We start from the raw sequence: 26,297 nt of genomic DNA, 5'->3' as shown, positions 1-26,297 counted from the left end.
TTCATTTGGATACTTTTATTGTTTGTGCCGACGCCTCGCGAACCCATTCGCGCTACAAGCGTGCGTCGGCGCGCATCTGATTGCAGGAGTCGGCATGACCGTTTCGCAACCCATTCCCGTCACGGTGCTGAGTGGCTTTCTAGGCGCAGGCAAGACCACGTTGCTGCGTCACCTGCTCAAGGAAGAGCACGGCTTGAAGATCGCCGTGATCGAAAACGAATTCAGCGACGCGGGCGTCGACACCCAATTGCTCGGCAATGAGCCCGTGCAAGTGATGACCCTGTCCAACGGCTGCGTGTGCTGCACCATCCACACCGATCTCACCAAGGCACTGGTTCTGCTGCTGGAGCGGCTGGACAGCGGCGCTATTTCCTTTGACCGGCTGGTGATCGAATGCACCGGGCTGGCCGATCCGGCGCCTGTTGCCCAGACGTTCTTCATCGATGAAGAGCTTCGCGAACGCTACATACTCGACGGCATCATCACGCTGGTCGACGCGGCCCATGCCGACACTCATCTGGAACAAACCATCGCCCAGGCGCAGATCGGATTTGCCGACCGCCTGCTCGTGAGCAAGACCGATCTGGTAGACGAGGCCACGTTCACTGCCCTGAGCGAGCGCCTGACACGAATCAACCGCCGCGCGCCGATACGCGTGGTCGAGCATGGCAAGATCGATCTGGCCGAACTGCTGGATGTGCGTGGGTTCAACCTCAATGCCGACGTCGGAGGCATGATTTTGCGCCCTGCGGCGCCAGCGGGCCGATCGATCGACCGCATCAGCAGCCTGGTCCTGCGCAGCGACAAGGCGCTGGATATCGACAAGCTCAGTGAGTTCATGAACACGCTGCTGGAAGACCACGGCAGGCAATTGCTGCGCTACAAGGGCGTCCTCAACATCGCGGGCGAAGACCGCAAGCTGGTGTTTCAGGGCGTGCTGAAACTGTATGGCTTCGACTTCGACGTGGAGTGGGCGCCCGATGAACAACGCGAAAGCGTGATCGTGTTCATTGCCGATGACTTGCCGGAAGAAAAGATACGAGAAGGGTTCGCCAAAGTGGCGGCTGGCTGAGTCCTCATGCGCACTGCGTAACCTTGCACGAGCGCTTGCCTGCGAAGACGTGACGCGCCTACAAGGGATTTGTGGCGTTGCGAAGTTGTGGGAGCGTGGCTTGTCCCGCGATCGGCGACGCAGTCGTCGTAAAACCTGCGCATGCGGTCTGCCTGATGCACCGCATCATCCAATTCTGCTGCCGCTGCGCGCCAGATCGCGGGCAAGCCACGCTCCTACAAGGGATTTGTGGCGTTGCGAAGTTGTGAGAGCGTGGCTTGTCCCGCGATCGGCGACGCAGTCGTCGCAAAACCTGCGCATGCGGTCTGCCTGATGCACCGCATCATCCAATTCTGCTGCCGCTGCGCGCCAGATCGCGGGCAAGCCACGCTCCTACAAGGGATTTGTGTCGAGTGCAGAACTTGTGGGAGTGAGCTTGCTCGCGATCGGCGACGCAGTCGTCGTAAAACCTGCGCATGCGGTCTGCCTGATGCACTGCGTCATCCGATTCTGCTGCCGCTGCGCACCAGATCGCGGGACAAGCCACGCTCCTACAAGGGATTTGTGTCGAGTGCAGAACTTGTGGGAGGAGCTTGCTCGCGATCGGCGACGCAGTCGTCGTGAACCCGGGCCATGCGGTCTGTCTGATGCACCGCGTCATCCATTTCTGCTGCCGCTGCGCGCCAGATCGCGGGCAAGCCACGCTCCTACAAGGGATTTGTGGCGTTGCGAAGTTTTGTGTCGAGCGCAGAATTTATAGGAGAGAACATGCTCGCGAACTTGACGCACTACCTGTGGGAGCGTGGCTTGTCCCGCGATCGGCGACGCAGTCGTCGTAAAACCTGCGCATGCGGTCTGCCTGATGCACCGCATCATCCGATTCTGCTGCCGCTGCGCGCCAGATCGCGGGACAAGCCGCGCTCCTACAAGGGATTTTTGGCGTTGCGAAGTTGTGGGAGTGAGCTTGTCCCGCGATCGGCGACGCAGTCGTCGTAAAACCTGCGCATGCGGTCTGTCTGATGCACCGCGTCATCCGATGCTGCTGCCGCTTCGCGCCAGATCGCGGGCAAGCCACGCTCCTACAAGGGATTTGTGTCGAGTGCAGAACTTGTGGGAGGAGCTTGCTCGCGATCGGCGACGCAGTCGTCGTGAACCCGGGCCATGCGGTCTGTCTGATGCACCGCGTCATCCATTTCTGCTGCCGCTGCGCGCCAGATCGCGGGCAAGCCACGCTCCTACAAGGGATTTGTGGCGTTGCGAAACTTGTGGGAGTTAGCTTGCTCGCGATCGGCGACGCAGTCGTCGTAAAACCTGCGCATGCGGTCTGTCTGATGCACCGCGTCATCCGATTCTGCTGCCGCTGCGCGCCAGATCGCGGGCAAGCCACGCTCCTACAAGGGATTTGTGGCGTTGCGAAGTTGTGGGAGCGTGGCTTGTCCCGCGATCGGCGACGCAGTCGTCGCAAAACCTGCGCATGCGGTCTGCCTGATGTACCGCGTCCCAGGACCAAGCGCTCCTACGAAAAGTGCGCCCTGAAACAAAAAGCCCGGCTCTGGAGCCGGGCTTTTTCATGCAACTGCTGCTGCGTCAGATCACGCGCCGTAAACCGGCAGCTTGGCGCAGATGGCTTTGACTTTCTCACGAACGGCGTCGATGACCGCTTCGTTGTTCAGGTCAGCCAGGATGTCGCAGATCCAGCCCGCCAGCTCCTTGCACTCTGCTTCCTTGAAGCCGCGAGTGGTCACAGCCGGGGTGCCGAAGCGCAGGCCGGAGGTGACGAACGGGGAGCGCGGATCGTTAGGCACGGAGTTCTTGTTCACGGTGATGAAGGCTTTGCCCAGCGCGGCGTCAGCATCTTTACCGGAGATGTCCTGCTTGATCAGCGATAGCAGGAACAGGTGGTTCTCGGTCCCGCCGGACACCACGTCGAAACCGCGTTCGATGAACACGCCCGCCATGGCCTTGGCGTTTTTCACGACTTGCTGCTGGTAAGCCTTGAACTCTGGCTGCAGCGCTTCCTTGAAGCAGATCGCTTTAGCGGCGATGACGTGCTCCAGAGGACCGCCCTGGCCACCCGGGAATACAGCGGAGTTCAGCTTCTTCTCGATCTCGGCGTTGGCGCGCGCCAGGATCAGGCCGCCACGTGGGCCGCGCAGGGTTTTGTGGGTGGTAGTGGTCACCACGTCCGCGAATGGAACCGGGTTCGGGTAGACGCCAGCGGCGACCAGACCGGCCACGTGGGCCATGTCGACGAACAGGTAAGCGCCGACCTTGTCAGCGATGGCGCGGAAACGCGGGAAGTCCAGAATCTGCGAGTACGCCGAGAAACCGGCCACGATCATCTTGGGCTTGTGCTCGACCGCCAGACGCTCGACTTCGTCGTAGTCGATCAGGCCGTTGCCATCGATGCCGTACTGAACTGCGTTGTAGAGCTTGCCCGAGGAGGACACGCTGGCGCCGTGGGTCAGGTGACCGCCGTGGGCCAGGCTCATGCCCAGAATGGTGTCGCCAGCGTTGAGCAAGGCCAGGTAAACGGCGCTGTTGGCCTGGGAACCGGCGTGCGGCTGAACGTTGGCGTAGTCGGCACCGAACAGCTCTTTGGCGCGATCGATGGCCAGTTGCTCGACGATGTCGACGTATTCGCAGCCACCGTAGTAACGCTTGCCTGGGTAGCCTTCAGCGTATTTGTTGGTCAGCACCGAACCCTGGGCTTCCATGACAGCGGGGCTTGTGTAGTTTTCCGAGGCGATCAGCTCGATGTGCTCTTCCTGGCGCTTGGCTTCTTGTTCCATAGCGGCGTACAGGTCGGAGTCGTACTTGGCGATAGTCAAATTACGGCTGAACATGGCGGTCCTCGGGGATCGGGCAGTAGAAAAGGGGGGCATTCTACAACATCGGGTTTTATCTGGCATATGAAAGCCAGTCATGTCTTGGACAAGCGGTTTTCATTCAGACTGACGCGGCACCTGTAGGAGTGAGCTTGCTCGCGATTCGGTGTATCAGTCCCCGCATTTCTGTCAGGACGACCGCAATCGCGAGCAAGCTCACTCCTACAGAGGGGGGAGCTGCTTCTAATCGAGCATGAACAGCGCGTCATTGCTGAACTGCGCTTCGAAGCGGGTGGCCGGCATGGGGCGACCGAACAGGTAGCCCTGCACTTCGTCGCAGCCATGTTCGCGCAGGAACTCGAGTTGCTCGTGGGTTTCCACGCCTTCCGCGATCACGGCCAGGTTCAAACTGTGAGCCATCGCAATAATGGCGCGGGCGATCTGAGCGTCTTGCTCGCCCGACGGCAGGCCGTCGACGAAAGTGCGGTCAATCTTGAGCACGTCGATCGGGAACTGCTTGAGGTAGTTCAGGGACGAGTAACCGGTGCCGAAGTCGTCGACCGCAATGCTCAGGCCGAGGCGCTTGAGCCCCGCCAGGATCTGCATCGCTTCGCTGACTTCCCGCATGAGGATACTTTCGGTCAGTTCCAGCTCCAGGCAGGCAGGCGGCAGACCTGTCTCCTTGAGGATGTTGGCGATGCGCGTGCCCAACTGACCGTCGGAGAACTGCCGCGCCGAAATGTTCACCGACACTTTTGGCACCCGGACTTTCGCCTTATGCCACTCGCGCAGCTGCTGGCACGCCTGTTTGAGCACCCATTCGCCCACCTCGACCACCAGACCGAGCTCTTCGAGCACCGGAATGAAATCCCCCGGCGGCACCAGACCGCGACGCGGATGGCGCCAGCGCAGCAGCGCTTCGGCACCGGTCAGGCGCTTGCCATCGCCGCTGAACTGCGGCTGGTAGTACAGCGTGAATTCTTCCTGCTCCAATGCATGACGCAGATCGCTTTCCAGTTCCAGACGCTCCAGGGCGCTGGCGTTCATGTCGGCCTGATAAAACTGGAAGTTGTTCTTGCCGCGCTCTTTGGCGTGGTACATCGCCGTGTCGGCGTTCTTCATCAGTTGGCTCAGTTCGTTGCCGTCCTGCGGGCTGAGCGCAATACCGATACTGGCGGTCACGAAGAACTCCCGGCCTTCCAGCACGAACGGTTTCACCAGACTGGCGAGAATCTGCTCGGCCACATGAATGGCACGGGTCAGTGCGGCCTGCTGCGAGGCGCCAGGTTGCAACAACAAGGTGAACTCGTCGCCGCCCATGCGCGCGACGGTGTCATCGTCGGCCACGCAGTCCAGCAGCCGCGAGGCCATTTCCTTGAGCATCCGGTCGCCAGCGGCATGGCCCAGCGAATCGTTGATCGGCTTGAAGCGGTCCAGATCCAGAAACATCAGTACGACCCAGGCGTTCTGCCGTTCAGCCTGCTGCAGCGCAGTGTGCAGCCGATCCTGGAACAGCGTGCGGTTGGGCAGGTGGGTCAGGGCGTCGTAATAGGCCAGGCGATGAATGCGTTGCTCGCTGGCCTTGCGCTCGCTGATGTCACTGAAGAAGCACACGTAACTGGCCAGATCGCCTTCGTCGTCGAACACCGCGGTGATGCCGACCCAGGCCGGATAATGTTCGCCGTCGCGACGCTTGAGCCACAGCTCACCTTCCCAGCTGCCTCGCTGATGCAGTTGTTTGAGGATGTAGCTCATGTGCGCTTCTTGCTGGTCCTCGACCGTCAGCATGATCGGCAACTGGTCGAGCACCTGCGAAACGGCATAACCACTGACGCGACTGAACGCATCGTTGGCCTGAACGATGTAGCCGGCGGGGTCGGTGATCAGGATCGCCGAGGTCGAGTGCTCGAAAACCGTGGCCGCCATGCGCAGGTCTTTTTCCGCGCGGCGCTGCTGACTGATATCACGGCCGACGCCGAGAACGCCTTCGAAGGTTCCGAATTCGTCCCACACCAGCACCAGGCGCAATTCCACCGGAATCTTGCGCCCATCGGCACGCAGGCAGTCGAAAAGGAACAACTGGGTGCCGATCTCTGTGCGCAATTCGGCGAGCGCTTCGGGTTGCGACAGCGACTTGCCGATGCGATGAAGCAGCGCCTGAAGTGCAACCAGTTGCTGCGGATTGGCGATGATCGAGTTCCAGCCGTTCTCCAGAATCCAGTCGGCGCTGTAGCCCAATACGGCGTTGACCGAAGGGCTGACATAGTTGGGCTGAAGTCTCTGATCGGTGGAAAAGATCACGTCGCTGATGCTTTCTGCGAGCATCCGGTAGCGCTGCTCGCTGTCGCGTAACGACTGGCTGGCTTCGATCTGCTCCGTAATGTCCTTGGCCACCCCGATGATGCGAGTGACCTTGCCGTGTTTGTCCGGCGCCAGTGCCTGTTCGCGAATATCGAAGCGACGCCAGCGGCCCTGCCGGTCCCGAAAGCGCAACTGACACTGCGTGAGGTCGCTGCGGCCCTCTTCGGTGCGCGCCAGACGCAAGAATTCGTATTGATCGGTGTCTTCCGGATGCAGCAGGATTTCCCAGAAATACTCGCCCATCTGCTGCAGCTCATCTCGGCTGTAACCCAGGGTGTGGCCCAGATGATGGTTGCTGTAAATCATGTGACGGCTGGTGACGTCCTGGACGTACAGATGATCGGGAACGGTGCGCACCACGTCGGACCAGAAGCCTTCCCGCTCCTGCAGCGAGAGCTCGGTCTGCTTGCGATTGGTGATGTCGTTGATGTTCAGGATGACCGCATTGAAATCTTCGGCATGCTCGGGAAAACGCACCACCAGCCACAGATGCTTATCGTTGCCGCCGGCGTCCGGCAGGAGGATTTCAAGTTCCAGCTGACGCCGGCCATCGAGCACCGCCTCCAGTATCTGCAGGCCTATGCCTTGCCGGGAGCGTGGGCATCCTTCAATCAATTGCTGCCAGACGTTCTCCGCCGATTCGGCTTGCAGCAGTTGCGCCGCGACCTGATTGACTTCGGCGATGCGCAGTTGATGCAGCAGGCCTTCCAGCTGATCCGGGTGCTTGAGCAGGCGTGCCCTCAAATCTTCGCTGCTGAAGAGCTGCAGGTGTTTCAGGTATTCGGACAAGCCGGACAGGTCCAGCACGCACAGTGCGACGCCGGTGCCTTCGAAGATGTCTTTGTAGCGACGACGGCTTTCGTGCAACTGCAACTGGCGCCGACGCAGACTGCGCAACGCGAAAAGCGGAACGATGGAGCAGAGCAGGGCAATCAGGCATTTGCCGATCAACGGCGCGATCAGCGATTGACGGGTCTTGTAGGCGTCGTAGAGGCCACGCAGCTGCCAGTCGCTGTTGGTCAGCGGTTCGAGCAGCACAGTCTGAATGTTGCTGTCGGTCAGCTGCGCATCTTGTGCACCGCCACGATAAATCTGCCGCTGATTGTCGCGATTTTCCAACAGCCACGCTGGCTGATAGTCCTGATCGCTTTGGCGCGTCAGGGTTCGGAGCGCAGTCGGATTGAGGCGCAGCACCCAGTAGCGGTCGTTGCTGGCGCCGGGCTGACGAACGAACAGGTAAAAAGACGCACTGTCTCTGGCGTCTGCGTAATAGTAGGTGCGTCCCTGGATGGACGGCAGCATCTGAGTCAAAAAGCTGGCGTCGCTGCTCGCCGGGTCAGTGTCTGCAGTGACCTTCGCATCGGCGTCGAGCCACACGACACTGTCCAGGCCCGGCATCGATTGACGCAAATGAGCCAGCATCGATGCCTTCTGATCGGCGTTCTGAGGCGGGCCTTTGGCATCGTCCAGCAGATTGAGCGCAACCTGGGCATTGAGCGCCATGTTCAGACTCAGCCGGTCGGTCAGCTGAATGCTGTAATCCACCGCGCGTTGATGTTGACGCTCTTGAGTCTGCTGGAACTGCTCGACCAGTTGCCAGAGCAGCAGCGCAAGCATCAGCAGCACCAGCACCGCGAGCGCGCCTTTCAGCGAGCCTCGAAAAGGCACTGCCGTCGCGCTTCTCGATGGGCGCAAGGGTGAAGTGGGTGTTGGTGTGGACAAACTGTGATCCTGACTGCCGGACTGAATCAGCGTGTGCGAAATGCACTATATGCTCGACGCCCAAAGGGCGGCTAGCATGCCTTGACTTGTGGCTAAGTGCCAGCCCCATTGGGCCGCACGGTTTGCCCTGTCGACAGCATTCGGGTAGCTTTGCGCGACGCGCGCTGCGCCCGATTTCTGTACGCCTGACTCGACGCTTGCAAACATTGCTCCAGCTTTAATACCGGTGCTCGGAAGTTTGCCGCAGCTGTTGCGGTCAAGTATTGATCAATTCAAGGCCCGGAATCGCCCGACGGCAAGTTGCGAAGCTAAAAAAAGCGATTGTTGCGACTCGGCTCGCGCCTTTATTCACAGTCCTAACCAGGTTTTCATTCCATGGCTCAATACGTCTTCACCATGCATCGGCTGAGCAAAGTTGTTCCGCCGAAGCGGGAAATCCTGAAAAACATCTCACTGTCATTCTTCCCGGGCGCCAAGATCGGCGTCCTTGGCCTCAACGGGTCGGGTAAATCCACGCTGCTGAAGATCATGGCCGGTGTCGACACCGAGTTCGACGGTGAAGCGCGCCCGATGCCGGAACTGAACATCGGATATCTGCCCCAGGAGCCACAGTTGGACCCGACCAAGACCGTTCGTGAAGTGGTCGAGGAAGCGGTCAGCGTGATCAAGGACGCCCAGGCTCGACTGGATGAGGTCTACGCGGCCTACGCCGAGCCTGATGCCGATTTTGACAAGCTCGCCGCTGAGCAAGCGAAGCTCGAAGCCATTCTTCAGGCCAGCGACGGTCACAACCTTGAACGTCAACTGGAAGTCGCCGCCGATGCGCTGCGTCTGCCAGCCTGGGACGCCAAGGTCGAACACCTCTCCGGCGGTGAGAAGCGCCGCGTGGCCTTGTGCCGTCTGCTGCTGTCCGCACCGGACATGCTGTTGCTCGACGAACCCACCAACCACCTGGACGCCGATTCCGTCGCCTGGCTGGAGCATTTCCTGCACGACTTCCCGGGCACCGTAGTTGCGATCACCCACGACCGTTACTTCCTGGATAACGTCGCTGGCTGGATTCTGGAACTCGACCGCGGCGCCGGGATTCCTTACGAGGGCAACTACTCCGGCTGGCTCGAAGCCAAGTCCGATCGTCTGGCCCAGGAATCCAAGCAGCAATCGGCTCATGAAAAGGCCATGAAGGAAGAACTGGAATGGGTGCGCAAAGGCGCCAAGGCCCGTCAGTCCAAATCCAAGGCCCGTCTGCAACGCTTCGAAGAAATGCAGTCGCAGGAATTCCAGAAGCGCAGCGAGACCAACGAGATTTACATCCCGGCCGGTCCGCGCCTGGGCGACAAGGTCATCGAATTCAAGAACGTCAGCAAAGGCTACGGCGATCGCGTGCTGATCGACAACCTGTCGTTCGCCATGCCTAAAGGCGCCATCGTCGGCGTGATCGGCGGTAACGGTGCCGGTAAGTCGACCCTGTTCCGCATGCTGATGGGCAAAGAGCAACCGGATTCGGGCTCCATTGAAATCGGGGAAACCGTGCAGCTGGCCTGCGTCGACCAGAGCCGTGACGACCTGGACGGCAGCAAAACCGTGTTCGCCCAGATTTCCGACGGTTCCGACATGATCAAGATCGGCAACTATGAAATTCCGTCGCGCACCTATGTGGGCCGTTTCAACTTCAAGGGCGGCGATCAGCAGAAGTTCGTCAAGGACCTGTCCGGTGGTGAACGCGGTCGTTTGCACCTGGCATTGACGTTGAAGGAGGGTGGCAACGTCCTGCTGCTCGACGAACCGTCCAACGACCTCGACGTCGAAACCTTGCGTTCGCTGGAAGAAGCGCTGCTGGACTTCCCGGGCGCCGCCATTGTGATCTCCCACGATCGATGGTTCCTTGACCGCGTGGCGACTCACATCCTTGCGTACGAAGATGATTCGCAGGCTGTGTTCTTCGAAGGCAACTACACCGAGTACGAAGCCGATCGCAAGAAACGCCTGGGCGACGCCGCCACCCAACCGCACCGCGTACGCCACAAAAAACTCGCCTGATCCGCGATGCGCACGAAAAAACGGAGCCTCAGGGCTCCGTTTTTTTTACCTCGGAATATGGGCTGACCCCCAATCTCGGAGGGAGCGAGCTTGCTCGCGAAGACGTTCGTATCCGACAAAGCGCTATCGCCTGCCACACACCGCAGCAGACGCCCACACCCGGCAATCAACATCCCCGACAAGGCCTCTGCCAAGTCACGTATCCGCCTCGATCTGCAGAATCTCGATAATCTGATTCCCCGCCGGACGCTGCCAGGTGACTTCATCACCCACTTCTGCGCCCAGCAACGCTTTGCCCAAGGGCGAGGCCCAGTTGATCAACTGGCTGGCGGCATCGGCCTGATCCTCGCCCACCAGCTGCACACGCTGTGAGTGATCGTGTTCATCAGCAAACGTCACCCAGCTGCCAATCTGTACTTTTTCCGTGGAGATCGCTGGCGTCACCACTTGAGCGCTGTGCAGACGCTGATTGAAATAACGCAGGTCACGTTCGATGTCGGCCAAGCGCTGTTTGTCTGCACTTTCTCCGCGCGATGTCTGCTCGCCATGCTGCGCCTGCAACGTCGCCACATGCGTCTGCAGTTGGGCAAGTCCGTTGGCGGTCACGTAATTGGGATTGCCGCTGACCTGGCGTTCAACCGGCTGACTCGCCTGCGCGGCGGCGTGATCTTCATTGACGAAGGCCCTACTCATGATGTGCTCCCTGTTCAAGACTCATGAACGTTGGGCCGTGCCGACACGTGGATAGTTTCCTCATCAATCCGCCAACGACCTGCACGTCAGTGAGAGCGATAGGCCTTGGCGGCGTCCTGTGTCTTCTGCTGTTCCCAGGCCCGGTCGCGGTCATTCCAGATACTGTCGCGGCCCTGATCCTGAATATTGCGATTCTCCAACTGCGCCTGACACTGACGGAATCCGTCGCTCCACCCTTGCGCGTAAATCGTGTCGCGTAGATAGCGCGGAACATCCTTTTTATACTGCCCCTTCATGATGTCCACCGATTGCCGCCCACTGCCGCAGCCATCCTGAAAACCATCGGCAAACGCCGGCGGGTAACCTTCGGCCAATAACTGGTCGTGGGTAGACTGACATCCGGCGACAACCACCACACACCACAGCACTGCCCAGCGCGCATTCATTTCCGTAACCCTCGAACTTATGGAAAAAGTTTAGAAGCGGATCTGTGAGTTATTTGTAAAAGCGCTGTAGGAAATCCATTAACCGATGCCCGGTCAGGCGCGATAAGTTCCGCCTTTCCGCCTGATGGCGCCCACTCTGAAAAAACTTTTAGTAATTTCCGTACGGCGGGCCTGAGAAGATTCAACGTTGGTAAACTGTCGCGCTGCGTCAAACCGTTTAGGAAGATTGATGAACCTCAGAACGATCCTGATCCTCGGCGCACTCAGCGCTTTCGGCCCCTTGGCCATCGACTTTTATCTGCCCGGCTTCCCAGCCATCGCCCTGGCCTTTGGCACGGACGAAAAACACGTCCAGATGACCCTGGCCTCCTATTTCCTGGGCTTGAGCATCGGCCAACTGGTCTACGGCCCGATTGCCGACCGCTTCGGCCGCAGAATTCCGCTGCTGTTTGGCGTTGGATTATTCACCCTGGCATCGCTTGCCTGCGCGCTCGCCCCAAGCCTTGAATGGTTGATCGCCGCGCGGTTTGTCCAGGCGCTGGGTGGCTGCGCCGGGATGGTGTTGTCGCGTGCGATCGTCAGCGACAAGTGCTCGCCCGTGGATTCGGCGAAAGTGTTCTCGCAGCTCATGCTGGTCATGGGGCTTGCACCCATTCTGGCGCCGATGCTGGGCGGCCTGCTGGTGAACGTCTACGGCTGGCAGACCATCTTCCTGACGCTCACGGTGTTCAGCGCGCTCACCGCCGCCGCGGTGTTCAAGGGATTGCCGGAAAGCATGCCGGCTGATCATCCACGTCTGCCGTTGTCAGGTGCCCTGGGTTCGTACTGGCGATTGTTCGGCGACCGGATTTTCCTCGGCCACGCGCTGACCGGCGGGATTGCCATGGCCGGCATGTTCTCCTACATCGCGGGTTCGCCGTTCGTGTTCATCAAGCTCTACGGCGTGCCGGCAGAACACTACGGCTGGCTGTTCGGCACCAATGCGGCGGGCTTCATCCTGATCGCTCAAGTCAATGCCCGCCTGGTGGGTCGTTACGGGCCGGCCTGGCTGTTGTCCAGAACGGTCTGGATCTATCTGGCCGCCGCACTGACGCTGCTCGGAATTGCGTCGATGCACACCGAAAAGCTCTGGCCGCTGCTGATCCCGCTGTTCGTGTATATCGCCAGCCTGGGCTGCATCATTCCCAACGCCTCAGCCTGTGCGATGAGCGGGCAGGGCAAGCGTGCCGGAAGCGCGTCGGCGCTGCTCGGTTGTCTGCAGTTCAGCGTGGCGGCAGGCGCCGCGGCCCTGGTCGGCGTGTTGCACGATGGCACGGCGGTGCCGATGGCCGCCGTCATTACCCTTTGCGGCGTTCTGGCGGCAGGCCTCGCGACGATCACTCGTCGCGCTCAGCAAAAGCGTGATGCGTTGGTGCAACGCGAAGACGTCCGCATCTGAGCCCATCGGCAACGCGCACAGCGTTGCCGATTCCCTCGCCAACAATCAACACCGGTCCGGACGTGTTCGGTGAGTAGAAAAAACAAACTCCCTTTGCAGCTTATTACTACTTAAAAAGTAGAAACTTCTTACATAAAAATACTGATCAATAAAGTGGGCTGTTGTCGATCAGTTGCTGGTGCCGAAATCATGCACGCTCAGAGAGATTTATTTCTTGAAAGTTTTTTGACCTTTGGTTGTAGGCATTTGCCATCGCGACATTTTCAGATTTTCGAGGAATGCCTTCTGACGCCCGGTTTTGAACGGTTATGTGGCCGTATCGCCGCTTGCATTAACATCTGTAACGGGCAAGCTTTGCACAACGTTCGTCAGGACGGCTTACATCCTCTTGCGGCCGAGCCGTCCCGCTTAATTATCTGGCGAAGGTACGGCTTATACTATGCGGCCGCAGTCGATCCGATTTAACAGAACACCGTTCGTAACTGTGATGATCCTTATTCCGGAGCTGTAATGCGGGCGAATTCTGACATTCGGAATTCTCCTTGGCTGATGCAGATCAAGGCCCCAGCGCGCTCCGGACGACCATTATGGTTGGACCCGTGTATCGATAGCGATCAGGCGTGGATTACAACAGTGATCTCACGCCGTGGTTTTTCGTTCGAGACGATATTGCCGGGTCATCGCAACAGATGAATGTTCAACAGGGAGTGAAGACATGGAACACGTACCTTGCATCAGCCAGATCGCCGCGTTACTGGCCGATCCCAAACGCAGCGCGATCATGTGGGCGCTGATGGACGGAACGTCACGCGCCGCTGACGAACTGGCCCTGATGGTCGGGTTGTCGACCGCCTCCGTAGGTGCGCATGTCGCGCGACTCGCTTCTGGTGGATTGCTGCGTCAAGAAGTGCGCGGGCGCAAGCGCTTCTTCAGACTGGCCGCGCCGGAAGTAGGCGTGGCGGTTCAGGCGCTGGTCAGTGCGTCGATGGTCAGCGCCGAGCTGATCAACCGCAGCCTCGCGCAACCGTTGCCGCCGTTGCCACTGCGCAGGGCTCGCGTCTGTTCGGATCACCTGGGCGGTGAGATGGCGACCGAGTTGTATCAGCGGATGTTGGGCGCCGGCTGGATCGAGCAATCCGAGCAGCGCCTGGAAGTCACCAGCGTGGGCGTTTCCAGATTTGCCGAGCGCGGCATTTTCGTTCCGGCACTGGCCCACCGACGACGGGAGACCGTTTGCGCATGCGCTGATTGCAATGAAAGCAGTCCGCATCTTGGAGGTGCGCTGGGCGCCGGACTTCTGCAGTTGTTCCTGCAGTTGGGTTGGCTGCGGGCGACCGAGGAGGCCAGTACGCTGCAGGTGTCTTCCAACGGGCAGCGTGAAATCAACCGCATTGCCGCGGCGGCCTAGCCGACTGTTGCTGCAAGGCAGTTGCGTAAAGGGCGTGTCGAGGGGGCGTCGATCCAGCTTGCCGGCGCGGGCAAGGTTTACGTGCGCGACCGGCAATCTGTGGCCATCTCTAACCTGTGACGATCACGGTTTGATCAGGCGGGCGTCCAGACTGTTCTGCGCCAGGCGTTGCGCCTGTGCTTCGGTCATGCCCAGATGCGTGTGCAGTGCATGGAAGTTCTCGGTGACATACCCACCGAAATACGCCGGGTCATCGGAGTTGACGGTCACTTTCACCCCGCGCTCGAGCATGTCGAGGATGTTGTGCTGGCTCATGTCGTCGAACACGCAGAGCTTGGTGTTGGACAACGGGCAGACGGTCAGCGGGATCTGCTCGTCGATGATCCGCTGCATCAGGCGCTCGTCTTCGATCGCACGTACGCCGTGGTCGATCCGCTGGATTTTCAGCAGATCGAGCGCTTCCCAAATGTATTCCGGCGGGCCTTCTTCACCTGCGTGAGCCACGGTCAGGAAGCCCTCATTACGTGCGCGGTCGAACACACGCTTGAACTTGCTGGGCGGGTGGCCCTGCTCAGAACTGTCCAGACCCACTGCCACGAATGCGTCGCGGAAGGGCAGCGCCATGTCGAGGGTCTTTTCGGCTTCTTCTTCGCTCAGATGACGCAGGAAGCTGAGAATCAGGCCGCTGCTGATGTTCAGTTTTTCCTTGCCATCCTTCAGCGCGTGAGCGATGCCGTTGAGCACGACTTCGAACGGGATACCCCGATCGGTATGGGTCTGCGGGTCGAAGAACGGTTCGGTGTGGATCACGTTCTGCGCCTTGCAGCGTTCCAGGTAAGCCCAGGTCAGGTCGTAAAAATCCTGCTCCGTGCGCAGCACGTCCGCGCCTTGATAATAGAGGTCGAGAAATTCCTGCAGGTTGTTGAAGGCGTACGCTTTGCGCAGGGCATCGACGTCGTTCCACGGCAGGGCGATTTTGTTGCGCTCAGCCAGCGCGAACAACAATTCCGGCTCTAGCGAACCCTCCAGGTGGAGATGCAGTTCTGCCTTGGGCAGGGCGTTCAACCAGTCGTACATGTGCGTTTCTCATCAGGTGCAATGTCGGCATTCTACAGATTCATCGGGCCAGACTGGGTAAAAACCTGACCGGACGGTTCATACCTGCGGCAAGGGGGTGCGACAAAAGACCTCCGAACATCCGGGCGTCGCTGTGAAACCTTTATTTACAATCAGCACTCTCAACGGCTTCAATCCGGAATACTTCATGGACGTGCGGCATCGGTCGCAGGGATAAAGGCAGCGATGGGCACGATTCTCAAGCAGGAAAAATTTCTACTACTGGCGATCATCGCAACGTGCATCGCCTATCCGCTGGAACACGTTCTGCTCAGTAATGGGCACACGGTCGCGTTGTTGGCGGGTGTGGCGCTGGTGGGGTTCATCATCTGTGCCTCGATGCGCGTCGCTCACCACGCCGAATTGCTGGCGGAAAAGGTCGGCGATCCCTATGGCACGATGATCCTGACGCTGTCGGCAGTGCTGGTGGAAGTGGTCATCCTGGCAATCATGATGAGCAACGAGCCTTCGCCGACGCTGGTACGCGACACGATTTACTCGGCTGTCATGCTCGACATCAACGGGATTCTCGGACTGGCCGCGCTGATGGGCGGGCTCAAGCATGGCGAGCAGTCCTACAACGATGACTCCGCGCGGTCCTACAGCGTAATGATCCTGACCGCGATGGCAGTGTCGATGGTCGTGCCGGAGTTCATTCCCGAATCCAACTGGAAGGTCTACTCGGCATTCACCATCGGCGCGATGATCGTGCTGTACGGCCTGTTCCTGCGCATGCAGGTGGGGCCGCACAGTTATTTTTTCAGTTACAGCTACCCGGATAAGAAACGCCGCAAGGACCAGCCCGAGCAGCACAGTGAGCCGGTCAACCTGGCGTTTTCGATCGGTACGCTGGTCTTTGGCGTCGTCGTGATCGGCGCGCTGGCCGAGGTGATGTCCAAGACCGTCGATCTGGGGCTGGAGGGCAGCGGCGCGCCGCCGGTAATGACGGCGATCCTGGTGGCCGCGATCTCGGCGGCGCCTGAAATTCTCACGGCCTTGCGCGCGGCATTGGCCAACCGCATGCAGTCGGTGGTCAACATCGCACTGGGGGCTTCGCTGTCGACGGTCATCCTGACGGTCCCGGTCATGGAAGCGATGGCGCTCTATACCGGTCAGCCGTTCCAGATGGCGATGACGCCGGTCCAGACGCTGATGATATTCGTCACGTTGCTGGTCAGTGCGATCAACCTCAACGACGGCGAAACCAACGCCATCGAAGGCATGACTCACTTCGTACTGTTTGCCACGTTCGTGATGCTGTCGCTGTTGGGGCTGTGACGACGCGGCCGATTTGCCAGCGATTGCGAACGCTGGCAAATCTGCAGCGGCTTCAAGGTTTCCGCCATCAACCCTGGATCAATGCTGCCGCTGCCTGTCGGTGATCGGCGATCAGGCCTGCGACGTCCAGCCCTTCGACCTGGCCGTCGATCACGCGCCATTGACCGCCGATCATCACGCGATCTGCCCGGTCCGCGCCGCACAGCAGAAGCGCCGAGACCGGGTCATGGCTGCCGGAGAAACGCAGTTCATCGAGTTTGAACAGCGCCAGATCTGCTTGTTTTCCGACCGCCAGTTCGCCGATATCGCTGCGCCCCAGCAGCCGCGCCGACCCCTTGCTCGCCCATCCCAGCACCAATTGCGGTGTGATCCGTTCAGCGCCGTAGCGCAGTCGTTGCAGATACAGCGCCTGCCGGGCCTCGAGCATCATGTTGGATGCATCGTTAGACGCCGATCCATCCACGCCCAGACCCAGCGGCGCGCCGGCGGCGATCAGATCCAGTGTCGGGCAGATGCCGGAAGCCAGTCGCATGTTCGAGGTCGGGCAATGACAGACACCCGTGCCCGCGTTGCCCAGTCGGGCGATTTCCTGCTCATTGAAGTGAATCCCGTGAGCGAGCCAGGTGCGTGGGCCCAGCCAGCCGACACTTTCCAGATAATCCACTGTGCGCAGGCCGAACCGTTGCAGGCAGAAGTCTTCTTCGTCCAGCGTCTCGGCCAGGTGTGTATGCAGCCGCACGTCCAGCTGTTCGGCCAGGGCCGCGCTTTCGGTCATGATTTGCGTGGTGACGGAAAACGGCGAGCAGGGCGCCAGGGCGATCTGAATCCGGGCGCCGTCGCCGCGCTCGTGATAGGTCTCGATCAGACGCTGGCTGTCCTCGAGAATCACATGCCCCTGCTGCACGGTTTGCTGAGGCGGCAGGCCACCGTCCGCTTCACCCAGACTCATCGAGCCGCGCGTGAGCATCGCCCGCATGCCCAGTTCCCGCACGCTCTGGACCTGTACGTCGATCGCGTTTTCCAGCCCGTCGGGAAACAGGTAATGATGGTCAGCGGCAGTGGTGCAACCGGACAGCAACAGTTCCGCCAGCGCCACTTTGCTTGCCAGCGCCAGCTTTTCCGGCGTCAGACGCGCCCAGACCGGATAGAGGGTTTTGAGCCAGGGAAACAACGGCTGGTTGACCACCGGACCCCATGCGCGGGTCAGCGTCTGATAGAAGTGATGATGCGTGTTGATCAGGCCCGGCAGCAGCACATGTTCGCGGGCGTCGAAGATTTCATCGCAAGGCTGCGAGGGCGCCTGGCCTGTGGCAAGCATTTCGACGATCACGCCGTTTTCCACGACCACGCCACCTTGGGCGTCGAGATCGTTGGCAGTGAACACAGCGAGGGGATTTTTCAACCAGATACGGATCGCGGGCATGGTGCCGGCTCCTCTGAAAGTGGGTTCAGGTCGCCAGCTCAGTTTTGCCCTGTCTGCTGATCCAGGGTCGCTACGGCGTCGGATGATGCGCGTGGCGAGGGTGGGAATTCTAGAAGGGGTGCGCACTTCGATCAAGCGTTGAGCACCGCCATTTTTGAAGGGGAGCGGCCCTTAAGCACTGAACCGCTCCGTCCAATCGGCAACGATTACCAGGGAATCGTCTCACCTTTGTAGTTCACAAAATGGTGTCCACCCTTGCCCGCAAAACGCTCGAGCTGCTCCACCATGCCGTTGACACTGGTCTGCACGTCGATGTCCGCACCTTCGCCACCCATGTCAGTGCGGACCCAGCCCGGGTGCATCGACAGAACGGTGGGCTTGTTTTCACCCAGTTGCGTCACGAATGTGTTGGTCATCGAATTCAACGCGGCTTTGCTGGCTTTATACAGGGCCATTTCCGGTGCATCCGGCATGGTTACGCTGCCAAGGACCGAACTCATGAACGCGATGACGCCGGTCTCTGGACGGATATGGTTGACGAAGCGCTTGGCCAGTCGAATCGGCGCGACAGCATTGGTCAGGAACAGCTGGCCCAGCTCGCCCGCAGTGGCGTCGGTGGGATTGTCATGTTTCGGACCGCTGATCCCGGCGTTCACGAACAGCAGGTCATAGGTCTGGTCTTTCAAGTTGTGCGTCAGCACTTCCAGCGAGGATTGCTCGTCCATATCCAGTGTCTGGACGTGGACGCCAGGTACTGCCTTCAAGGCGTCCGAATGGAGCGGGTCACGGACGGTCGCAGTGACGTCCCAACCTTGTTCGGTCAGGCGCTTTACCAGTCCCAGGCCCAGGCCCCGAGACGCACCGATGATCAGTGCAGTTTTCTTGGCAGACATATTTAAACTCCTTGAAGAACGAAACCACTGTGCTCTCAGAGTGGACCGCGCACGCCAGAAGGAATTTGGTTTTTCTGGCTCGCGTCAGTCGGCTTCCATGAGGTGAAGCTGAGGTGTCGCAACGTAACAGATGGATTGGCGGTCAGTGAGTAAACATTTTCCTGAAGGAAGCTCTCGACAGTCGACTGACGCTGCTGGAGGCCCTGCCCGACGGGGCTGTAAGCGATTGTCACAAAGGTTCAATTAATTTGTATGAAAAATGACCAAACCCGTGCAGGCGAGGTATTCCCGGGGCTGTGGACAACCTTGCACGTGTTATCCACAGGATGCTCCACAGTTAATGTGCGCAAGCTGAAAACCGCGGTATAAGCGACCTCGCCCTAGGATCTAGTCGTGATAAGGCGACCTAACTCACTGTTTTCCGGCCGAATTATTCTGCGCAGGGTGCGATTGATCAAAAAATGATCATCACTGTGCAGCCCATGTGGATCAAGGCCTGCGCCGGGATGTGCTCAGCTTGTCCACAGGCAGGTGCACAGTAGATGTGGGCAACGTGTTCAGATATGTCGGTCGATGTCAGGCCGATGCAGCACGATGCGCCCACGGCTGATATCCGAAAGCTGACGTTGAAAGGTGTCTATGTGCTCGGGGGCCAGCGCAACCTTCAGGTCCACACCGACGGCGGTGAAGTCTTCTCCCTCCATCCGCCCGTCGAGTTCAGAAAGGCGCAATTTCACCAACGCCAATTCGCTGAACGAACAGTCAAACGTCACTTCAACCCGATTGACCAAGGCGCGACGGTCAGCCTGTTGCAAGCACTTGTTCGCTCCGCCGCCGTAGGCCCGGGCAAGCCCGCCGGTACCCAGTTGAATGCCGCCATACCAGCGAATGACGAGCACCACCACTTGATCGAAATCCTGCGATTCGATAGCCGCCAGAATCGGTCGGCCGGCAGTGCCGCCCGGTTCGCCGTCGTCGGTGCTGCGGTATTGCGCGCCGAGTTTCCAGGCCCAGCAATTGTGCGTGGCGTTCAAGTCGCTGTGCTGTTCGATGAACGCCTGCGCGTCGGCGGGGCTGTTTATAGGCGCGGCGAGGGTGATGAAGCGGCTCTTGCGAATCTCTTCGCGAAATTCGCATGGACCGATAAGGGTTGAGGGCATCGATGTGTCCAGCTGGCGTTCGTTGAGGCTTCAGATTGGCGGCGTCAGCCCGCAGCCTTTGAGAATGATGCGAATCAGGTTATCACCTGCCACTTCCATGTCTTGCTTGGTCAGACGGCTGCGGCCTGTCACCTGACAGATTTGAGTGGCGAAATCCGCGTAGTGCTGAGTGCTGCCCCACAGCAGGAAAATCAGATGCACCGGGTCCACGGGGTCCATTTTTCCGGCATCGATCCACGCCTGGAACACAGCCGCCCGGCCCTGAAACCACTGTCGATAATCCTGACTGAAATATTCGTTGAGGCACTCGCCACCGCTGATGATTTCCATGGCGAAGATCCGCGACGCCTGCGGCTGGCGGCGAGAAAACTCCATCTTGGCGCGAATGTACTGAGTCAGCGCCTGAGCCGGGTCATCGTCGACCTTCAGGTTGTTGAACGTGCTGTCCCACAACTGAATGATGTTGCTCAAGACCGCGATGTACAGCCCCAGCTTGTTGGTGAAGTAATAATGCAGATTGGCTTTCGGCAGACCGGCGTTCTGCGCGATGGTATTCATGCTGGTGCCTTTGAAACCGTGGCGAGCGAACTCGTCCTCGGCGGCTTTCATGATCGCTTCTTCGTTCTTCTGACGAATACGGCTGGCCGGTTTCGTGGCGCTGGCGCTGTGAGCAGGGACTTCAAGGGTCATGTGCGTTTCCAGACGGATCATTGTGTGCGACGCGGTGAACAGATAACGCACCCGCGTCGATCCGACAAGCGCCTGCGATGCAAATTAATGCTCGAACGCTTCAAGTTCCTGCTTTTTTTCAGCGCTGGCCTCCTTCTTCTCCGGCAGCAACAGACTCATGACGATCGCGGTCAGCCCGCCGCTGGTGATCGCGGAGTCAAACAGGTTCTGCACCAATTGCGGCAAATGATGGAGCAACGTCGGTTGGGCGGCGATACCCAGCCCGACACCGAACGAAGTGGCGATGATCAACATGCTGCGTCGGTCCAGCGGCGACTGGGCAAGGATGCGCACACCCGCCGCGGCCACGCTGCCGAACATCACCAGCGTCGCCCCGCCCAGCACCGGCTTGGGAATCTGCTGAAGAATCGCGCCGATGACAGGGAAAAGTCCGAGCAAAAACAGGATCAGTCCGATGTAGAGACCCACGTACCGACTGGCCACGCCCGTCAGTTGAATAACTCCATTGTTCTGGGCGAATGTCGTGTTGGGGAACGCGCTGAATGTCGCCGCGATCATGCAACTCACGCCATCGCCCAGCACGCCGCCTTTCAAACGAGCGATATAGCTGGGGCCTTTGATGGGCTCGCGAGACAGCATGCAGTTGGCGGTCAGGTCGCCAACGGTCTCAATGCTGCTGATCAGATAAATCAGCGCAACGGGCAGGAAAGCTGCCCAGTCAAAGCTGAATCCGAACTTGAAGGGGATCGGAACACTGATCAGCGCAACGTCGCCGATGGCCTGCGGCGCAAGCTTTCCGGAAAACCAGGCCGCGATGCTGCCGACCGCCAGGCCGATGATGATGGCTGACAAGCGAATCCAGGGTGTATTCGAACGGTTGAGCAGGATGATTACGAGCAGCACGAACGTACCGAGCAGCAGGTTGCGCGGCTCGCCGAAATCCGGTGCGTTGAAGCCACCGCCCAGGTCCGTGACGCCGACCTTGATCAGGCTCACGCCGATCAATGTAATGACGATGCCTGTGACCAGCGGCGTGATGACCCGACGAAGCTGTCCGATGAACCGGCTAAGCACGATTTGCACAATCGCACCGAAGAAGCACACCCCGAACACCATAGCCATGATGTCCTCCGGACTGCCGCCGCGCGCCTTGACCATGAAGCCTGCTGACAGCACTGCCCCCAGGAACGCAAAGCTGGTGCCTTGGAGGCAGATCATGCCGGCGCCGATTCCGAACGGACGACGCGCCTGGATGAATGTGCCTACACCAGAAACCATCAGTGCCATGCTGATCAGGTAGGGCAGATACGCACCCAGGCCCAAGGCTGAGCCGATGATCAATGGCGGTGTAATGATGCCGACGAATGCCGCAAGCACATGCTGAATCGCAGCCAGTGTGGCGGGCGCCGGGCGGGGACGATCATTCAGTCCGTAGATCAGGTCGTTATTCTCTGGCGCATCAGGCTGCATGTCGTGCTCTCGGTTTCTGTGGTGGGCCAAGTCGACGCGGCATGAACGGCGCCAACCTGACTCGTATTGCAAAAACCTGTCCAAATGATCAGGTAGTCGGTTCACGACTCTCGTTATTACCAGCTATTTCAATTAGTTATCTAATAAAGGCGTCATCTCGATGGCACTGTCTGCTGACGCTGTTCGCGCTCGCAGGCCTCATCGTGTCGCAGCCAGACTTTCAAGAAAGCTCTCCAGCACCAAATGAGGGCGACGCCCTTTGCGGGTGACGGTCACCAGACTCAGATCATAAAAGCGCGTGCGCGGTTTGAGCGGCCGCAGTCGGCCTTGCTGAACCCAGAATGTCGCGTAGTGATCTGGCAGGTAGCCGATGTAACGCCCCGTCAGGATGAGAAATGCCATGCCTTCCCGATCCGAAGCACTGGCCGTGCATTTGAGCGCCTGATAGTGCGCCTGGATCTCTGCAGGAAGTCGAAATGTCGGAGCGATTGCCTCCTGATCCGCGATCCGCTCATCGTCCAGTTGGGCGTCATCCACATAGAACAAGGGATGACCCACTGCGCAATACAGCAGCGAGCGTTCGCTATACAGCGGCTGGTACTCCAGACCCGACAGCGCGCTGGCCTGAGGCACGACACCCACATGCAGGCTACCGTCGAGCACACCTTGCTCGACCTCGTTGGGGGCGATCATCCGGATATTGATGTGCACGTCCGGCCCGCGCTCTTTCAACTGTGAAAGCGCGTGGGTGATGCGCATGTGAGGGAGGGTCACGAGATTGTCAGTCAGGCCGATGTTCAGCTCGCCTCGAAGGTGTCGGTGAAGACCGTTTACTTCCGTACGAAAACTCTCGAGTGCGCTGAGCAGCTGGAGCGATGACTGATACACCTCACGACCTTCTTCTGTCAGGGAAAACCCCGCTCGCCCACGCTGACAGAGACGAAGTCCCAAGCGTTGTTCGAGATCGCTCATTTGCTGACTGATCGCGGATCGGCCAATCCCCAGCGCACTTTCGGCTGCGGAGAAACCGCCCGACTCGACGACGCTGCGAAAGATGCGCAGCAGGCGGATATCAAAATCACTGACTTGTGCCAGCGGATCGGAACGTCGAGTACTCATAGTTTAGTAGTCAGCCAACTAAAGATCATAAAAGCAGGATTTTCCAGACTTTATGCCCGTGGCAACGTAGCTGCAACCGGCACTGCTTCCCGATCCTGTTTCAAGGGAATGAAGACAGGCCACCCACGTCCTTGTGAGGTTATTCCGATGAACATGCCCGAATCGTCCGATATGTCGCTGGCCAGTCAGTTGAAACTCGATGCTCACTGGATGCCCTACACGGCCAATCGCAATTTCCAGCGTGATCCGCGACTGATCGTGGCTGCCGAAGGCAGCTATCTGACTGACGACAAGGGGCGCAAGATTTACGATGGCCTCTCAGGTCTGTGGACCTGCGGCGCGGGTCACACACGCAAGGAAATCCAGGAAGCCGTGTCCAGGCAACTGGGTACTCTCGATTACTCGCCCGCTTTCCAGTTCGGCCATCCGTTGTCATTCCAGTTGGCTGAGAAAATCACTGAGTTGACGCCGGGCAACCTGAATCATGTGTTCTATACCGACTCGGGTTCGGAGTGTGCCGACACAGCGGTCAAGATGGTTCGCGCTTACTGGCGCCTGAAAGGTCAGGCGACCAAGACGAAAATGATCGGGCGCGCCCGGGGTTATCACGGCGTGAACATTGCGGGCACCAGCCTGGGCGGCGTCAACGGCAACCGCAAGATGTTCGGTCAACTGATGGATGTCGATCATCTGCCTCACACATTGCTGGCAAGCAACGCGTATTCCCGGGGGATGCCAGAGCAGGGCGGCATCGCGCTGGCAGACGAGATGCTCAAGTTGATCGAACTGCACGACGCTTCCAACATCGCAGCCGTGATCGTCGAGCCCATGGCTGGCTCTGCTGGCGTCATCGTGCCTCCACAGGGCTACCTCAAACGCCTTCGTGAAATCTGCGACCAGCACAATATCCTGCTGATCTTCGACGAGGTAATCACGGGCTTTGGTCGTACCGGCTCGATGTTCGGCGCAGACAGTTTCGGGGTGACCCCTGACCTGATGTGCATCGCCAAGCAGGTGACCAATGGCGCCATTCCGATGGGCGCAGTGATCGCCAGTAGCGAGATCTACCAGACGTTCATGAACCAGCCGACTCCTGAATACGCGGTCGAATTTCCCCACGGTTATACCTATTCCGCACACCCGGTCGCTTGCGCTGCGGGGCTGGCGGCGCTGGATATCCTCAAGCGTGAAAATCTGGTGCAGCAAGTCGCTGAGACCGCGCCGCATTTCGAGAATGCGCTGCACGGTCTTAAAAGCAGCAAAAATGTCATCGACATTCGCAACTACGGCCTGGCAGGTGCGATTCAGATTGCGGCCCGCGATGGAGACGCAATCGTTCGACCGTTCGAGACCGCGATGAAACTGTGGAAAGCCGGTTTCTATGTCCGCTTCGGTGGTGACACGCTGCAGTTCGGGCCAACGTTCAACAGCAAACCTCAGGATCTGGACCGCATGTTCGATGCGGTCGGCGAAGCGCTCAACCAGATCGACTGACCTACCTGACTTATCAACAGGCGCGGCTCAGGCTGCGCCTGCGAGCACCCTTTTGCGGAGTTAACCCATGAGCAACATTCAACACTTGATTCACGGCGAACTGGTCAGCGACACCGGTCGCACCGCCGACGTGTTCAATCCGTCCACCGGACAGGCGATTCACAAGGTCCCGTTGGCCAGTCGCGAAACCGTGCAGCAGGCGATCGATTCGGCCAAGGCGGCTTTCCCGGCATGGCGCAACACGCCACCTGCCAAACGCGCCCAGGTCATGTTTCGCTTCAAGCAACTGCTGGAACAGAACGAAGCGCGCATCGCTCAGTTGATCAGTGAAGAACATGGCAAGACCCTGGAAGATGCTGCCGGCGAATTGAAGCGTGGGATCGAAAACGTCGAGTACGCCAGTGCCGCGCCCGAGATTCTGAAGGGTGAGTACAGCCGCAACGTCGGCCCGAACATTGACGCCTGGTCCGACTTCCAGCCGCTGGGTGTCGTGGCGGGAATCACACCGTTCAACTTTCCGGCCATGGTGCCACTGTGGATGTACCCATTGGCGATCGCCTGTGGCAACTGCTTTATCCTCAAGCCGTCCGAGCGCGATCCAAGCTCGACGCTGCTGATCGCTCAGTTGCTGCATGAGGCAGGTTTGCCCAAGGGCGTCCTGAACGTCGTGCACGGCGACAAGACAGCGGTCGATGCACTGATCGAGGCGCCAGAGGTCAAAGCGCTCAGCTTCGTCGGCTCCACGCCGATCGCCGAGTACATCTATAAGGAAGCGACATCGCGCGGCAAGCGTGTTCAGGCACTCGGCGGCGCCAAAAACCACGCGGTGCTGATGCCAGATGCCGATCTCGACAATGCGGTCAGTGCATTGATGGGCGCGGCCTACGGTTCGTGCGGCGAGCGCTGCATGGCTATTTCGGTCGCCGTTTGCGTGGGCGATCAGGTTGCTGATGCACTTGTAGCCAAACTGGTTCCGCAGATCAAGGCGTTGAAAATTGGCGCAGGCACCAGCTGTGGCCTCGACATGGGACCACTGGTGACCGGTCAGCATCGGGATAAAGTCAGCGGCTATATAGAAGACGGCGTGGCGGCGGGTGCAAAGCTGGTCGTCGACGGTCGGGGTCTGACTGTTTCAGGTCACGAAGAGGGTTTCTTCCTGGGCGGATGCTTGTTCGATCAGGTCACCCCGCAGATGCGTATCTATAAGGAAGAGATCTTCGGTCCGGTTCTCTGCATCGTCCGGGTCAACAGTCTTGAGCAGGCGATGCAGCTGATCAACGATCACGAATACGGCAACGGCACCTGCATCTTCACCCGCGACGGTGAGGCCGCCCGGCTGTTCTGCGATGAGATCGAGGTAGGCATGGTCGGCGTCAATGTGCCGTTGCCTGTGCCGGTGGCTTACCACAGCTTTGGCGGCTGGAAACGTTCTCTGTTCGGCGACTTGCATGCTTACGGTCCGGATGGCGTGCGTTTCTACACCCGTCGCAAGGCCATCACCCAGCGCTGGCCGCAGCGGGCCAGCCACGAGGCTTCGCAGTTTGCTTTCCCAAGTCTTTAATTACGCGCGAAGGGGTGGGCTGCAAGGTTCGCCTTTTCGCTTATCAGCTGATTTTTGACCGATATGACAATTTAATGAAATTAGGGGTTGACGCCCCTCTCAATGT

Annotated in this window: 18 protein-coding genes; 7 read left to right on the top strand and 11 right to left on the bottom strand. The window is 59.3% G+C overall.

Features of this window, described 5'->3' with window-relative positions:
• Positions 1-94: 94 nt before the first annotated feature.
• On the top strand, positions 95-1,072 hold the full coding sequence (yjiA, locus tag AAGQ88_RS22470; protein ID WP_342653613.1) for a GTPase: 978 nt from the start codon (positions 95-97) through the stop codon (positions 1,070-1,072).
• Positions 1,073-2,643: 1,571 nt separating this feature from the next.
• Here yjiA and glyA read toward each other — a convergent pair.
• Positions 2,644-3,897: a serine hydroxymethyltransferase gene (gene glyA, locus AAGQ88_RS22465; protein ID WP_093469797.1), complete on the bottom strand. Its 1,254-nt coding sequence runs from the start codon at positions 3,895-3,897 to the stop codon at positions 2,644-2,646.
• A 225-nt stretch (positions 3,898-4,122) separates the two neighbouring features.
• Positions 4,123-7,857, bottom strand: a complete 3,735-nt coding sequence (locus AAGQ88_RS22460; protein ID WP_342655869.1) for an EAL domain-containing protein — start codon at positions 7,855-7,857, stop codon at positions 4,123-4,125.
• A 480-nt stretch (positions 7,858-8,337) separates the two neighbouring features.
• Between AAGQ88_RS22460 and ettA the strand changes: the two genes are divergently transcribed.
• Positions 8,338-10,002, top strand: a complete 1,665-nt coding sequence (ettA, locus tag AAGQ88_RS22455) for an energy-dependent translational throttle protein EttA (protein WP_342653612.1) — start codon at positions 8,338-8,340, stop codon at positions 10,000-10,002.
• Positions 10,003-10,197: 195 nt separating this feature from the next.
• Here ettA and AAGQ88_RS22450 read toward each other — a convergent pair whose 3' ends face one another.
• Together AAGQ88_RS22450 and AAGQ88_RS22445 are read right to left on the bottom strand one after the other, a co-directional pair.
• Positions 10,198-10,695 (bottom strand): GreA/GreB family elongation factor, encoded by a 498-nt coding sequence (locus AAGQ88_RS22450; RefSeq protein ID WP_342653611.1) that lies wholly within the window; start codon positions 10,693-10,695, stop codon positions 10,198-10,200.
• 86 nt (positions 10,696-10,781) lie between these two features.
• Positions 10,782-11,141: a hypothetical protein gene (locus tag AAGQ88_RS22445; protein ID WP_285424987.1), complete on the bottom strand. Its 360-nt coding sequence runs from the start codon at positions 11,139-11,141 to the stop codon at positions 10,782-10,784.
• A 229-nt stretch (positions 11,142-11,370) separates the two neighbouring features.
• On the opposite strand from AAGQ88_RS22445, the gene AAGQ88_RS22440 reads away from it, so the two are divergent.
• Together AAGQ88_RS22440 and AAGQ88_RS22435 are read left to right on the top strand one after the other, a co-directional pair.
• A complete protein-coding gene (locus AAGQ88_RS22440) occupies positions 11,371-12,579 on the top strand; it encodes a Bcr/CflA family multidrug efflux MFS transporter (protein WP_342653610.1) in 1,209 nt (402 codons plus the stop codon).
• Between the two features lie 715 nt (positions 12,580-13,294).
• Positions 13,295-13,987 (top strand): helix-turn-helix transcriptional regulator, encoded by a 693-nt coding sequence (locus tag AAGQ88_RS22435; RefSeq protein WP_285424985.1) that lies wholly within the window; start codon positions 13,295-13,297, stop codon positions 13,985-13,987.
• 123 nt (positions 13,988-14,110) lie between these two features.
• Here the strand turns inward: AAGQ88_RS22435 and AAGQ88_RS22430 are convergent, their stop codons facing one another.
• Positions 14,111-15,064, bottom strand: coding sequence for an adenosine deaminase (locus AAGQ88_RS22430; protein ID WP_285424984.1), 954 nt, complete (start codon positions 15,062-15,064; stop codon positions 14,111-14,113).
• Between the two features lie 225 nt (positions 15,065-15,289).
• Here AAGQ88_RS22430 and AAGQ88_RS22425 point away from each other — a divergent pair, with 225 nt between their 5' ends.
• On the top strand, positions 15,290-16,381 hold the full coding sequence (locus AAGQ88_RS22425; protein ID WP_285424983.1) for a calcium:proton antiporter: 1,092 nt from the start codon (positions 15,290-15,292) through the stop codon (positions 16,379-16,381).
• A gap of 67 nt (positions 16,382-16,448) precedes the next feature.
• On the opposite strand, the gene AAGQ88_RS22420 is transcribed toward AAGQ88_RS22425, so the two are convergent.
• From AAGQ88_RS22420 to AAGQ88_RS22395, 6 genes are all read right to left on the bottom strand, one after another.
• Positions 16,449-17,804 carry an 8-oxoguanine deaminase gene (locus AAGQ88_RS22420; RefSeq protein WP_342653609.1) on the bottom strand — a complete coding sequence of 452 codons (1,356 nt, stop codon included), beginning with the start codon at positions 17,802-17,804 and terminating at the stop codon, positions 16,449-16,451.
• A 206-nt stretch (positions 17,805-18,010) separates the two neighbouring features.
• Complete coding sequence (locus tag AAGQ88_RS22415) at positions 18,011-18,697, bottom strand: SDR family oxidoreductase (RefSeq protein ID WP_285424981.1); 687 nt, start codon at positions 18,695-18,697, stop codon at positions 18,011-18,013.
• A gap of 557 nt (positions 18,698-19,254) precedes the next feature.
• Positions 19,255-19,857: a YigZ family protein gene (locus tag AAGQ88_RS22410; RefSeq protein WP_342653608.1), complete on the bottom strand. Its 603-nt coding sequence runs from the start codon at positions 19,855-19,857 to the stop codon at positions 19,255-19,257.
• Between the two features lie 30 nt (positions 19,858-19,887).
• Positions 19,888-20,547, bottom strand: coding sequence for a TetR/AcrR family transcriptional regulator (locus AAGQ88_RS22405; protein ID WP_285424979.1), 660 nt, complete (start codon positions 20,545-20,547; stop codon positions 19,888-19,890).
• An 84-nt stretch (positions 20,548-20,631) separates the two neighbouring features.
• On the bottom strand, positions 20,632-22,017 hold the full coding sequence (locus AAGQ88_RS22400; protein ID WP_342653607.1) for a nucleobase:cation symporter-2 family protein: 1,386 nt from the start codon (positions 22,015-22,017) through the stop codon (positions 20,632-20,634).
• A 198-nt stretch (positions 22,018-22,215) separates the two neighbouring features.
• Positions 22,216-23,136: a LysR family transcriptional regulator gene (locus tag AAGQ88_RS22395; protein WP_285424977.1), complete on the bottom strand. Its 921-nt coding sequence runs from the start codon at positions 23,134-23,136 to the stop codon at positions 22,216-22,218.
• 147 nt (positions 23,137-23,283) lie between these two features.
• On the opposite strand from AAGQ88_RS22395, the gene AAGQ88_RS22390 reads away from it, so the two are divergent.
• A complete protein-coding gene (locus AAGQ88_RS22390; protein ID WP_342653606.1) occupies positions 23,284-24,630 on the top strand; it encodes an aspartate aminotransferase family protein in 1,347 nt (448 codons plus the stop codon).
• 67 nt (positions 24,631-24,697) lie between these two features.
• Positions 24,698-26,191 carry a CoA-acylating methylmalonate-semialdehyde dehydrogenase gene (locus AAGQ88_RS22385; RefSeq protein ID WP_342653605.1) on the top strand — a complete coding sequence of 498 codons (1,494 nt, stop codon included), beginning with the start codon at positions 24,698-24,700 and terminating at the stop codon, positions 26,189-26,191.
• The last annotated feature ends 106 nt before the right edge of the window (positions 26,192-26,297 follow it).

Origin of the sequence: Pseudomonas sp. F3-2 (assembly GCF_038804275.1) — a bacterium.
GTDB lineage: Bacteria > Pseudomonadota > Gammaproteobacteria > Pseudomonadales > Pseudomonadaceae > Aquipseudomonas.
The sequence above is the reverse complement of the archived record's forward strand: the minus strand, read 5'-3'. Positions and strand labels throughout refer to the sequence as shown.

What these genes read in the sequence shown, in the direction of transcription:
- yjiA (WP_342653613.1), top strand. Translation starts at nt 95, where the DNA reads ATGACCGTTTCGCAACCCATTCCCGTCACGGTGCTGAGTGGCTTTCTA.
- glyA (WP_093469797.1), bottom strand. Translation starts at nt 3,897, where the DNA reads ATGTTCAGCCGTAATTTGACTATCGCCAAGTACGACTCCGACCTGTAC.
- AAGQ88_RS22460 (WP_342655869.1), bottom strand. Translation starts at nt 7,857, where the DNA reads ATGCTTGCGCTGCTGCTCTGGCAACTGGTCGAGCAGTTCCAGCAGACT.
- ettA (WP_342653612.1), top strand. Translation starts at nt 8,338, where the DNA reads ATGGCTCAATACGTCTTCACCATGCATCGGCTGAGCAAAGTTGTTCCG.
- AAGQ88_RS22450 (WP_342653611.1), bottom strand. Translation starts at nt 10,695, where the DNA reads ATGAGTAGGGCCTTCGTCAATGAAGATCACGCCGCCGCGCAGGCGAGT.
- AAGQ88_RS22445 (WP_285424987.1), bottom strand. Translation starts at nt 11,141, where the DNA reads ATGAATGCGCGCTGGGCAGTGCTGTGGTGTGTGGTGGTTGTCGCCGGA.
- AAGQ88_RS22440 (WP_342653610.1), top strand. Translation starts at nt 11,371, where the DNA reads ATGAACCTCAGAACGATCCTGATCCTCGGCGCACTCAGCGCTTTCGGC.
- AAGQ88_RS22435 (WP_285424985.1), top strand. Translation starts at nt 13,295, where the DNA reads ATGGAACACGTACCTTGCATCAGCCAGATCGCCGCGTTACTGGCCGAT.
- AAGQ88_RS22430 (WP_285424984.1), bottom strand. Translation starts at nt 15,064, where the DNA reads ATGTACGACTGGTTGAACGCCCTGCCCAAGGCAGAACTGCATCTCCAC.
- AAGQ88_RS22425 (WP_285424983.1), top strand. Translation starts at nt 15,290, where the DNA reads ATGGGCACGATTCTCAAGCAGGAAAAATTTCTACTACTGGCGATCATC.
- AAGQ88_RS22420 (WP_342653609.1), bottom strand. Translation starts at nt 17,804, where the DNA reads ATGCCCGCGATCCGTATCTGGTTGAAAAATCCCCTCGCTGTGTTCACT.
- AAGQ88_RS22415 (WP_285424981.1), bottom strand. Translation starts at nt 18,697, where the DNA reads ATGTCTGCCAAGAAAACTGCACTGATCATCGGTGCGTCTCGGGGCCTG.
- AAGQ88_RS22410 (WP_342653608.1), bottom strand. Translation starts at nt 19,857, where the DNA reads ATGCCCTCAACCCTTATCGGTCCATGCGAATTTCGCGAAGAGATTCGC.
- AAGQ88_RS22405 (WP_285424979.1), bottom strand. Translation starts at nt 20,547, where the DNA reads ATGACCCTTGAAGTCCCTGCTCACAGCGCCAGCGCCACGAAACCGGCC.
- AAGQ88_RS22400 (WP_342653607.1), bottom strand. Translation starts at nt 22,017, where the DNA reads ATGCAGCCTGATGCGCCAGAGAATAACGACCTGATCTACGGACTGAAT.
- AAGQ88_RS22395 (WP_285424977.1), bottom strand. Translation starts at nt 23,136, where the DNA reads ATGAGTACTCGACGTTCCGATCCGCTGGCACAAGTCAGTGATTTTGAT.
- AAGQ88_RS22390 (WP_342653606.1), top strand. Translation starts at nt 23,284, where the DNA reads ATGAACATGCCCGAATCGTCCGATATGTCGCTGGCCAGTCAGTTGAAA.
- AAGQ88_RS22385 (WP_342653605.1), top strand. Translation starts at nt 24,698, where the DNA reads ATGAGCAACATTCAACACTTGATTCACGGCGAACTGGTCAGCGACACC.